Source organism: Blastococcus sp. TF02A-35 (assembly GCF_004571075.1).
In the GTDB taxonomy this organism is placed as follows: Bacteria; Actinomycetota; Actinomycetes; order Mycobacteriales; family Geodermatophilaceae; genus Blastococcus.
The window spans coordinates 22,164-33,730 of sequence record NZ_SPQP01000023.1; the positions used below are offsets into that span (position 1 = coordinate 22,164).

Genomic DNA, 11,567 nt, shown 5'->3' on the forward strand with positions numbered 1-11,567 from the left:
GACGACGGGGGCGACCATGGGCTTCGACGCGGGGGTGGCGTCGTGAAGGGCGCGATGCGCGGGCTGGCCGGCCCGCTCACCAAGCTCCTGGTGTTCGGGCTGGTGACCGTGCTGGCCAGCTACGTGCTGGTCAGCACCATCACCAACGCCGGCTACGGCGAGCAGCTCACCTACCGGGCCGAGTTCGCCGACGTCGCCGGGCTGGTCGAGGGCGACGAGGTGCGCATCGCCGGCGTCCGCGTCGGCCAGGTGACCGGCATCGGGCTGGGGGAGCGCACGGACCGGCCGACCGCGGAGGTCGAGCTCGAGGTGAGCGCCGACGTGCCGCTGCCCGCCGGGGTCCAGGCGACCATCCGCTACCGCAACCTCGTCGGCCAGCGCTACATCGCGCTGGTGGAGGGCGACGGCTCGTCCGGTCGCACGCTCGAGGAGGACGCGCTCATCCCGCTGGCCCAGACCAAGCCCGCGCTGGACCTCACCGTCCTGTTCGGCGGCTTCCAGCCGCTGCTGCAGGCGCTCTCGCCGGCGGACATGAACCGCCTCTCCTTCGAGATCATCCAGGTCTTCCAGGGCGAGGCCGGGACCGTGGAGAGCCTGCTCGGCCACGTGGCGTCGCTCAGCAGCTCCCTGGCCGACAAGGACGCCGTCATCGGCGAGGTGATCGAGAACCTGAGCACCGTGCTGGGCAGCGTGGCCGCCCGCGACGAGCAGCTGTCGGGGCTGATCGTGAGCCTGCAGCAGTTCGTGACGGGCCTGGCGGGGGACCGGGACGCGATCTTCGACTCGCTGCAGACCATCGACGGGCTGGCGCGGTCGACGACCGACCTGCTGGTCGACGCCCGTGCGCCGCTGGCCGCCGACATCCGGGCCCTGGGCGACCTGTCCACCAACCTGGCCGAGACCGGCGACGTGGTCGAGGACTTCCTCCAGCTGGCGCCCACCAAGATCGACCTGATCACCCGGACCGCGGTGAACGGCAGCTGGTTCAACTTCTTCCTGTGCGGGGCGTCGGGCAACGTCGTCCTCCCGGTCACCGGGCCCGACGGCGGGGACACCGAGGTCGAGGTGCCCACCGGCGGCCTGCGCAACGGTGAGCGGGGGTGCAGCTGATGGCCCGGTACTCCAAGCCCTTCCGCGACCGGAACCCGGTCACCGTCGGCGCGGTCAGCCTGGCGGTCATCGCGACGATGGTGTTCCTCGCCTTCAACGCGCAGTCGCTGCCGCTGATCGGCGGGGGCACGGTCTACAAGGCCCAGTTCTCCGAGGCGGCCGGCCTGCTGCCCGACGACCCGGTGCGGGTGGCCGGCGTCAAGGTCGGGACGGTCGAGAGCCTGGCGCTGGAGGACGGTGCCGTCACCGTCGAGTTCCGGGTGGAGGACGCCTTCGTGGGCAACCGCTCGGAGGCGGCGATCAAGATCGAGACGGTGCTGGGCGCGAAGTACCTGGCCCTGGTGCCCCGCGGGTCCGAGGAGCTCGACCCCGAGGACCAGATCCCGCTGGAGCGGACCGCCTCGCCCTACGACGTCGTCGAGGCGTTCGCCGACCTCTCGACCACCGTCGAGGACCTGGACACCGCCCAGCTCGCCAGCTCCTTCGAGGTGCTGGCCGAGACCTTCGCCGAGACCCCCGACGAGGTGCGGACCTCGCTGGAGGGGCTGGCCCGGCTGTCGGACACCATCTCCTCCCGCGACGCCCAGCTCCAGCAGCTGCTGACGGCGACCCGCACGGTCACCCAGGTGCTGGCCGACCGGAACGGTGAGTTCACCCAGCTGATCCTGGACTCCAACACGCTGCTCACCGAGGTGCAGGAGCGCCGGGCGCTCATCGACTCGATCCTGACCAGCACCCAGGAGCTGTCCACGCAGCTCTCCGGGCTGGTGACCGACAACCGCGAGGCGCTGACGCCGGCGCTGCAGCAGCTGTCGACGGTCACCGACATCCTGGCCCGCAACCGCGACAACCTGGCGCAGACGATCGACAACTTCGCGCCGTTCGTCCGGGTCTTCACCAACACCCTCGGCACCGGCCGGTGGTTCGACAGCTTCGTGGACAACCTGCTGCCGGGCGTCGTCGGCAGCGTGGTGTGCGGCGGGCCGGGCGTCGTCGGTCTCCCGGTCGACTGTGCGGAGGGCAACTGATGAGCGGCTCGCTGCAGCGCGGCGTCGCGGTCGCCGCGGCGCTGGTCCTGGTGGGTGCGCTGGGCTGGACGGTCCTCCGCCCGGCCGGGCAGTACCGGGTCACCGCGTGGTTCGACCAGACCGTCGGCCTGTACCAGGGCTCCGACGTGCGGATCCTGGGCATCGACGTCGGTGAGGTCACCGAGGTGACGCCCGAGGGCGACCGGGTGCGCGTGGAGATGCTGCTCGAGGAGGACTACGACGTCCCGGCCGACGCGAACGCCGTCGTCCTGGCGCCCTCCCTGGTCTCCGACCGGTACGTCCAGTTCTCCCCGGTCTACGACGGCGGCCCGACCATGCAGGACGGCGCCGAGGTGCCGATGGAGCGCACGGCCACCCCGGTGGAGCTCGACGCGGTCTACGGGGCGCTCGACGAGCTGTCGGCCGCCCTGGGCCCGACCGGCGTCAACGAGAACGGCGCCCTGTCGGACCTGATCGACGTCGGGGCCGCGAACCTCGAGGGCACCGGCGACGACCTCAACCGCACGCTGACCGGGTTCAGCCAGGCGGTGGAGACGCTGTCGAACAACCGCGACGGCCTGTTCGACTCCGTGGACAACCTGCAGACCTTCACCAGCGCGCTGGCCACGATCGACGCGCAGGTGGGCCAGTTCAACACCAACATGGCCGCCGTCGCCGACATCCTCGAGGGGGAGCGGGAGGACCTCGCCGCCGCGATCCAGATGCTGTCGCAGGCGCTGGGCCAGGTGGCCGGCTTCGTGCAGGACAACACCGACCTGCTGCGCTCGAACGTCGACAAGCTGGCCGACATCACGCTCGTCCTGGTGCAGCAGCGCGACGCGCTGGCCGAAATCATGGACGTCGCGCCGGCGGCCCTGGGCAACCTCGCCCACGCCTACAACCCGGACTACGGGACGCTGGACACCCGCGACAACTCGCTCGGTGCCACCAGCCCGGAGGTCATCGTCTGCCAGATCCTCGGTGCCACGGGCCGGCTGCGGCTGGACCTGGACCTCGTCCCCGACGTCGAGGACGAGACCCCCGGGATCATCGACTCGATCACCGAGGGCCTCCAGCTGCCGCGGATCGAGCAGATCTGCACCCGGCTGCTGTCCGGGGACACCGACGGCGACTCGGTCCCGGACGACTTCAACGAGAACGGCATCTCCGACCTGCAGGAGCTGCTCACCGCCCTCTACGGCGGCGCCGCGCCCGGCGCCTCCGGCCGCCCCCTGGTCGGCATGCCGAACGTCGGAGGTCCGCGATGACCCGGCCCCTCACCCGCGTCGCGGCCCTGGCCGGCGGCGTGCTGCTGCTCACCGGCTGCGGGTTCCGCGGCGCCTACTCGTTCAGCCTGCCCGGCGGGGCGGACCTGGGCGACGAGCCCTTCACGGTCGAGGTCGAGTTCCTCGACGTGCTCGACCTGGTGCCGCAGTCCGGTGTCCGGGTGGCCGACGTGCCCGTCGGGCGGGTGACCGGCATCGAGCTGGCCGACGACTGGACGGCGGTGGTGGAGCTCGAGGTCAACGGCGACGTGGAGCTGCCGGAGAACGCCGTCGCGATGATCCAGCAGACCTCGCTCCTGGGCGAGAAGTTCGTCGAGCTGGCCGCCCCGGGCAACGAGCAGCCGCGGGGCGAGCTCGGCGACGGCGACCGCATCGGTCTGGAGCGCACGAACCGCAACGTCGAGGTGGAGGAGCTGCTCGGTGCGCTCTCCCTGGTCCTCAACGGCGGCGGGCTCACCCAGCTGACCACGATCACCCGGGAGCTGGGCGAGGCCATGGAGGGCCGCGAGTCGGCGATCCGCAACACCCTCGAGCAGCTGGACACCCTCGTCGGCGGTCTGGACGAGCAGAAGTCCGAGATCAACCGGGCGCTGGACAGCGTGAACGCGCTCGCCTCCAGCCTCGCCGAGCGCACCCAGACCATCGAGACGGCGCTGGACACGATCGGCCCCGGCCTCGACGTCATCAACCAGCAGCGCGACCTGCTGGTGTCGATGCTGGAGAGCCTGGCCCGCCTCGGCGACGTCGGCACGCGGGTCATCAACCAGGCCGGCGCCAACACCGTCGAGGACCTCAAGCTGCTCCAGCCGATCCTGACCCAGCTGGCGGCCGCCGGACCGGACCTCGCCGGGTCGCTGGACCTGCTGCTGACCTACCCCTTCCCGGCCAGCTCGCTGTCGGCGCTGAACTACCGGCAGGACCTGCGGACCGGTGGCTACGGGCTGTTCACGAACATGACCGCGACCCTGGACCTCGACCTCACCGAGGTGCTCTGCCGCTACGTGGTCGACCCCGTCACGGGGGGCCTGGAGATCATCGAGCCGCCGGACCTCACCGGCGAGGAGTGCGGCGTGCCGGGCACCCCGCCGGGCAACCAGCGCACCGCCGACGGCTCCACGCAGCAGCAGGAGCAGCCGACCACCACCCAGAGCTTCGGCTTCGGGCTGCCCGACGACGCGATCTCGGGGGTGCCCGTCGACCCGGGCACGATCGGGATGCCCGACTTCCTGGGAGGCCGGCCGTGATCACCCGCACCACGAAGCTGCAGCTGCTGGCGTTCGCCGTCGTCGCCGTGCTCGGCATGGCCTACCTCGGGTTCAAGTACGTCGGCCTGGACCGGCTCGTCCTCGGCACGGGGTACGAGGTGGCAGCCGACTTCCGCGACTCCGGCGGCATCTTCGTCAACGCCGAGGTCACCTACCGCGGTGTCTCCGTCGGCCGGGTGAGCGACATGGAGCTCGTCGACGACGGCGTCCGGGTCACCCTCACCATCGACCCGGACACCGAGCCGATCCCCGCCGACACCACGGCGCTGGTCGCCACCCGCAGCGCGGTGGGGGAGCAGTACGTCATCCTCGAGCCCGACGACGACGAGGGCCCCTACCTGGAGGACGGCGCGGTCATCCCCCAGGAGCGGACGTCCATCCCGATCCCGGTGGAGCAGCTGCTGCTCAACGTCGACCGGCTGGCGAACTCCATCGACAAGGAGAACCTGCGGATCGTCGTCGACGAGCTGGGGCAGGCCTTCGCCGGCTCCGGGGACGACCTCGGGCGGCTGATCGACAACGGGAACCTGCTGCTCGCCCGGGCCCAGGAGTCCCTGCCGCAGACGCTGGACCTCATCACCGACGGCCAGACCGTCCTGCAGACGCAGATCGACAGCCGCACGGCGATCCGCCAGTGGGCCGCCGACCTGCGGCTGGTGACCGACACCCTGGTGCAGAGCGACCCCGACCTGCGCAGCCTCGTCGTCAACGCCCCGGACGCCGGCGACGCGCTCACCCGCCTGGTCACCGAGGCCGGGCCCGGGCTGGGGTCGCTGATCCGCAACCTGGACGTGCTCAACGGCGTGACCATCCCGCGCCTGGACGGCGTCGAGCAGCTGCTCGTCACCTACCCCGACGTGGTCTCCGGTGGCTTCACCGTCGTCCGCAACGACGGCGGTGTCATGCGCGCCCACTTCGGCTTCGTCCTGAACGCCAACGACCCGCACGCGTGCACGAGCGGCTACGTCTCCACCGGCCAGGTGCCGAGCCCGGGCGCGGTGCAGGCGCTGGACGTCGACGCCGTCCGCTGCGACGTCGTCAACGGCGTCGACCCCAACCCGGGCGACGACGTGGACGAGCAGGGCTCCAACATCCGTGGTGAGCAGAACATCGGCCGCAGCGGCGGGGTGGGCAGCACCGGGCCGCAGAGCGGCGCGGTCGGCCAGCCGCCGGCGCTGGCCGGGCTGGACGAGCTGCTCGGGCGGCTGCTGCACGCCAGCCCGTTCGCCCGCACCAGCGGCTGACCCCGCCGGACCGACCGGCACCACACCTTGGGCTGACCGCGGAACGCCGCGTGCCCGCAGCACGACCGGACAGGAGAGGATGCGCGGGTGATCAGTGACGCGCGGGGCCGCCCGCACGACGGCGACCAGGCAGGTGCCACCGCCTCCGTCGCCGAGGACGACGCCGTGACCACGGTCGCCGGTCCCACGGGCACCGGCGAGGACCCCGACGCCGGCACGGGCACCGGTGCGGCCGTCGGCACGGGTGCCGACGCACCCGAGGACGCGACGCCCGCCCGTCGCCGTGGCCGCCGCTCGCGCGCGGACGACGACGAGGGCGCCCGCCGGCCGGTGCTGCCGCTCGTGCCGGTCCTGGCCGGCCTGCTCCTGCTGCTGGTCGCGGCGGCGACGTTCCTCTTCCTCACCCGTGACGAGGGGTCGCCCATCGCCGTGGGGGAGTACGGGCCGGTGCTGCAGGCGGCCCGCTCGAACGTCGTGGACCTGACGTCGTTCGACCACCTGACCCTCGACGACGACATCCGGCAGATCGAGCAGGTGACGACCGGCGAGCTCTCCGAGGAGTCGGTCGCCCAGCTCGACGAGCGCCGCCAGGAGATCCTCGACGCCGAGGCCGTCGTCAGCACCGAGGTGGTCGGCGCCGGGGTGACCCGCGCCGAGGGCGACGAGGCCACCGTCCTGCTCGTCATCGAGTCCACGCAGAAGAGCAAGGACAGCCCGCAGGCCCAGGCGCTGCGGTACCGCATCGAGGTCGAGCTCGAGAAGATCGACGACCGGTGGCTGCTGTCCGCCATCCGGGGAGGGTGAGCCCGCGTGACCGAGACACCTGACGAGCGCCCCCGCCCCACCCCGCGCCCCCGGCCCACCGCCGCCGCGCGGCCCAGCCCGCGCCCCCGCGTGGCCGGGAGCCGCCGCGAGCGCGAGGAGGCCGCCACGGCCGCCCAGCAGCCCGCGACCGCCCAGCAGCCCGCGACCGCCCAGCAGCCCACGACCGCCGAGCAGCCGGCGGCGAGCGAGCAGCCCCCGACCACCGAGCAGCCCCCGACCACCGAGCGGCCCGCCGCCACGGCGTCCCGGCGCCCGGCGCGGACCGCCACCGCGGCGCGGCCCGCCGGCGACCCCGTCGTCCCGGCCGCCCGCCGCAAGGCCTCGGCCCTGGTCCTCGTGCTGGCGCTGCTGTGCGCCCTCGCCGCCGCGGGGGTCGGGGTGCTGCTGTGGCAGCGGCTGGACCCCCGCTACGTCGACGGGTCGGTCCTGGCGGCCGCGCGCGACGGCGTCCAGGCCCTCTACGCCTACGACTACAAGGACTCCGAGGGCAGCATCGAGGGCAAGCTCGACGTCCTCACCGGGGAGCTGCGCGACCAGTACGAGCAGGACCTCTCGCAGGGCGGCATCGTCGAGACCTACGAGCAGGTCTCGGCCACCACCAGCTACGAGATCGCCGACGTCGGCCTGCAGCTGATCAACGAGGCGCAGGACACCGCGACCCTCGTCGTCTTCGGCCAGTACGTGGTCAAGTCGGTCAACAGCGGGGAGCAGCCCGCGCCCGAGGGGTCGGAGTGCTCGACCACGCCGGAGGGCGCGCAGTCCTGCGTGCAGACCATCCAGCTCCGGATGGTCACGGTCGACGGCGAGTGGAAGATCAGCGAGGTCACGCTGCTCACCACCAGCTGACGGCGGCCGCCGGACCGCCCGCGGGGCCGGTCCGGCGCCGGCCGTCCGGCGTGGCGGGCACCGCCGGCGCCACCGGCTGGCATCATGGACGGGGCACGCACCCCGTCCGGCCCCGGAGTCCCGGGAGGCCGAGCGTCCTGCGGATGTGGTCCCTGTCGCACAGGCACCCCCGACGTGGACACGGCTCGGGAGCAGGGGTAGGGTCTCCTGTTGCGCTGCCCTCTGACTGCCTGCCCGCCGAGACGGGTCACGACGGGTGCCCGGGAATCCTCCGGGCCATCCCCACGCTGACCGGTCCAGCGGGCGATCGCGGCCGTCGCGGACAGCCTCGCCATTACCGACGACGACCCGGAGTCGACACCGCCGAACCCGCCCCGTTCACATTGGCACGTCGTGAGGTCCTTGGAAGGACGCATCTTGGCAGGCTCTCGCCCCACCAGCATCACCCCCGGCACCACCGAGTCCGGCACTACCAGGACCACCCCGGTCCCCCAGAGCGGCCCCCGCACCGGCGAGGCCGACCAGCAGAAGATCCCCGGCGCGCCGCTGCGCGTCTCGTTCGCCAAGATCTCCGAGCCCCTCGAGGTCCCGGATCTGCTCGCGCTGCAGACCGCGTCGTTCGACTGGCTGGTCGGCAGCCCCGAGTGGCGGGCCACGCTCGCGCCCGAGGAGCAGGAGACCGCCGTCGGCGGCCTCGCCGAGATCCTCGAGGAGATCTCCCCGATCGAGGACTTCAGCGGCTCGATGTCGCTGTCCTTCTCCAACCCGCGCTTCGAGGACGTCAAGGCGTCCCTCGAGGAGTGCAAGGACAAGGACATGACCTACGCGGCGCCGCTGTTCGTCACCGCCGAGTTCATGAACAACACCACCGGCGAGATCAAGTCGCAGACGGTGTTCATGGGCGACTTCCCGATCATGACGAACAAGGGCACGTTCGTCATCAACGGGACCGAGCGCGTCGTCGTCTCGCAGCTCGTCCGCTCGCCCGGCGTCTACTTCGACAAGACCCTGGACAAGACGTCGGACAAGGACGTCTTCTCGGCCAAGGTCATCCCCAGCCGCGGTGCGTGGCTGGAGTTCGACGTCGACAAGCGCGACACCGTCGGTGTCCGCATCGACCGCAAGCGCCGCCAGCCGGTGACCGTGCTCCTCAAGGCCCTGGGCTGGACCGAGGACCGGATCCGCGAGCACTTCCAGTGGTCGCCCACCATCCTGGCCACGCTGGAGAAGGACCACATCGCCGGGCAGGACGAGGCGCTGCTCGACATCTACCGCAAGCTGCGGCCGGGCGAGCCGCCGACGCGTGAGTCGGCGCAGGCGCTGCTGGAGAACCTGTTCTTCAACGCCAAGCGCTACGACCTGGCCAAGGTCGGCCGGTACAAGGTCAACAAGAAGCTGGGCGTCGAGGTCCCGCAGGCCACCAGCACGCTGACCGAGGACGACATCGTCGCCACCATCGAGTACGTCGTGCGTCTCCACGCCGGCGAGCCCGACCACGGCGTCGACGACATCGACCACTTCGGCAACCGCCGCCTGCGCACCGTCGGCGAGCTGATCCAGAACCAGATCCGGGTCGGCCTCTCCCGCATGGAGCGCGTGGTCCGCGAGCGGATGACGACCCAGGACGTCGAGGCGATCACGCCGCAGACCCTGATCAACATCCGGCCGGTCGTCGCCTCCATCAAGGAGTTCTTCGGCACCAGCCAGCTGTCCCAGTTCATGGACCAGACCAACCCCCTCGCGGGCCTGACCCACAAGCGCCGCCTCTCGGCGCTGGGCCCCGGCGGTCTGTCCCGTGAGCGGGCCGGCATGGAGGTCCGCGACGTCCACCCGAGCCACTACGGCCGCATGTGCCCGATCGAGACGCCGGAAGGCCCGAACATCGGCCTGATCGGCTCGCTGTCCTCGTTCGGCCGGGTCAACGCCTTCGGCTTCATCGAGACGCCGTACCGGCGGGTCGAGAACGGCCAGGTCACCTCGCAGATCGACTACCTGACCGCCGACGAGGAGGACCGCTTCGTCGTCGCGCAGGCCAACAGCCCGCTCGACGCGCAGGGCCGCCTCGCCGAGGAGCGCGTCCTGGTCCGCACCAAGGGCGGTGAGGTCGACTACCTCGCCCCCGAGAACGTGGACTACATGGACGTCTCGCCGCGGCAGATGACCTCGGTCGCGACGGCGATGATCCCCTTCCTCGAGCACGACGACGCCAACCGCGCGCTCATGGGCGCCAACATGCAGCGTCAGGCGGTGCCGCTGCTGCGCAGCGAGGCCCCGCTGGTCGGCACCGGCATGGAGCTGCGTGCCGCGGTCGACGCCGGTGACGTGGTCGTGGCCGAGAAGGCCGGTGTGGTCGAGGACTCGACCGCCGACTACGTGACCGTCATGGCCGACGACGGGACCCGGCAGACCTACCGGCTGCTGAAGTTCCGCCGCTCGAACCAGGGCACCTCGATCAACCAGACGCCCGTGGTCCACGAGGGCCAGCGGGTCGAGGTCGGTCAGGTCATCGCCGACGGCCCCTGCACCGACCAGGGCGAGATGGCGCTGGGCAAGAACCTGCTCGTCGCCTTCATGCCGTGGGAGGGCCACAACTACGAGGACGCGATCATCCTGTCGCAGCGCCTCGTGCAGGACGACGTCCTGTCCTCGATCCACATCGAGGAGTTCGAGGTCGACGCCCGCGACACCAAGCTGGGCGCCGAGGAGATCACCCGGGACATCCCGAACGTCTCCGAGGACGTGCTGGCCGACCTCGACGAGCGCGGCATCATCCGCATCGGTGCCGAGGTCGTCCCCGGCGACATCCTCGTCGGCAAGGTGACGCCGAAGGGCGAGACCGAGCTGACCCCCGAGGAGCGGCTGCTGCGCGCGATCTTCGGCGAGAAGGCCCGCGAGGTCCGCGACACGTCGCTCAAGGTCAAGCACGGCGAGTCCGGCAAGGTCATCGGCGTCCGCGTGTTCTCGCGCGAGGACGGCGACGAGCTGCCCGCAGGCGTCAACGAGCTGATCCGGGTCTACGTCGCCCAGATGCGCAAGATCTCCGACGGCGACAAGCTCGCCGGGCGCCACGGCAACAAGGGCGTCATCTCGAAGATCCTGCCGCAGGAGGACATGCCGTTCCTCGAGGACGGCACCCCGGTGGACATCGTCCTCAACCCGCTGGGTGTGCCCGGCCGCATGAACGTCGGCCAGGTGCTGGAGACCCACCTCGGGTGGATCGCCAAGCAGGGCTGGGAGGTCAACGGCGACCCGGACTGGGCGAAGAACCTGCCCGAGGCCGCCAAGGCCGCCGCTCCGGGCACCCGGACCGCGACGCCGGTCTTCGACGGCGCCAAGGAGGACGAGATCATCGGCCTGCTGGGCTCGACGATCCCGAACCGCGACGGCAACCGGATGGTCCAGGAGACCGGCAAGGCGCGGCTGTTCGACGGCCGCTCCGGGGAGCCCTTCCCCGAGCCGATCTCGGTGGGCTACGTCTACATCCTGAAGCTGCTGCACCTGGTCGACGACAAGATCCACGCCCGTTCGACCGGCCCGTACTCGATGATCACGCAGCAGCCGCTGGGTGGTAAGGCGCAGTTCGGTGGCCAGCGCTTCGGCGAGATGGAGTGCTGGGCGATGCAGGCCTACGGCGCGGCCTACGCGCTGCAGGAGCTGCTCACCATCAAGTCCGACGACATCCTCGGCCGCGTCAAGGTGTACGAGGCCATCGTCAAGGGCGAGAACATCCCCGAGCCGGGCATCCCGGAGTCGTTCAAGGTGCTCCTCAAGGAGCTGCAGTCCCTGTGCCTCAACGTCGAGGTGCTGTCCGGTGACGGGCAGGCCATCGAGCTGCGGGACACCGACGACGAGGTCTTCCGCGCCGCGGAGGAGCTGGGCATCGACCTGTCGCGTCGCGAGCCGTCGTCCGTCGAGGACGTCTGATCGTCCGCCGGCCGGCCCCGAGCACAGGGGCCGGCCGGC

Annotated in this window: 8 protein-coding genes; all 8 read left to right on the forward strand. The window is 71.5% G+C overall.

From position 1 onward, the window contains the following. Positions 1-42 precede the first annotated feature (42 nt). Positions 43-1,110 (forward strand): MlaD family protein, encoded by a 1,068-nt coding sequence (locus E4P43_RS12225; protein ID WP_135145747.1) that lies wholly within the window; start codon positions 43-45, stop codon positions 1,108-1,110. Then, a complete protein-coding gene (locus E4P43_RS12230; protein WP_135145783.1) occupies positions 1,110-2,138 on the forward strand; it encodes an MCE family protein in 1,029 nt (342 codons plus the stop codon). The genes E4P43_RS12225 and E4P43_RS12230 overlap by 1 nt, the downstream gene beginning before the upstream one ends. After that, positions 2,138-3,406, forward strand: coding sequence for an MCE family protein (locus tag E4P43_RS12235; protein WP_135145748.1), 1,269 nt, complete (start codon positions 2,138-2,140; stop codon positions 3,404-3,406). The genes E4P43_RS12230 and E4P43_RS12235 overlap by 1 nt, the downstream gene beginning before the upstream one ends. After that, positions 3,403-4,668 (forward strand): MCE family protein, encoded by a 1,266-nt coding sequence (locus tag E4P43_RS12240; protein WP_135145749.1) that lies wholly within the window; start codon positions 3,403-3,405, stop codon positions 4,666-4,668. Before E4P43_RS12235 ends, E4P43_RS12240 begins: the two co-directional genes overlap by 4 nt. Further along, positions 4,665-5,933 carry an MlaD family protein gene (locus tag E4P43_RS12245; RefSeq protein ID WP_135145750.1) on the forward strand — a complete coding sequence of 423 codons (1,269 nt, stop codon included), beginning with the start codon at positions 4,665-4,667 and terminating at the stop codon, positions 5,931-5,933. The genes E4P43_RS12240 and E4P43_RS12245 overlap by 4 nt, the downstream gene beginning before the upstream one ends. Positions 5,934-6,020: 87 nt before the next feature. After that, entirely contained in the window at positions 6,021-6,737 is a 717-nt protein-coding gene (locus E4P43_RS12250; RefSeq protein WP_135145751.1) for a hypothetical protein, read from the forward strand. A gap of 6 nt (positions 6,738-6,743) precedes the next feature. Further along, a complete protein-coding gene (locus E4P43_RS12255) occupies positions 6,744-7,604 on the forward strand; it encodes a hypothetical protein (protein ID WP_135145752.1) in 861 nt (286 codons plus the stop codon). Between the two features lie 531 nt (positions 7,605-8,135). Next, on the forward strand, positions 8,136-11,528 hold the full coding sequence (rpoB, locus tag E4P43_RS12260; RefSeq protein ID WP_135145784.1) for a DNA-directed RNA polymerase subunit beta: 3,393 nt from the start codon (positions 8,136-8,138) through the stop codon (positions 11,526-11,528). Positions 11,529-11,567: the final 39 nt, after the last annotated feature.

Excerpts from the sequence above, each read along its gene's own strand:
- E4P43_RS12230 (WP_135145783.1), top strand. The coding sequence starts at position 1,110 with ATGGCCCGGTACTCCAAGCCCTTCCGCGACCGGAACCCGGTCACCGTC.
- E4P43_RS12235 (WP_135145748.1), top strand. The coding sequence starts at position 2,138 with ATGAGCGGCTCGCTGCAGCGCGGCGTCGCGGTCGCCGCGGCGCTGGTC.
- E4P43_RS12240 (WP_135145749.1), top strand. The coding sequence starts at position 3,403 with ATGACCCGGCCCCTCACCCGCGTCGCGGCCCTGGCCGGCGGCGTGCTG.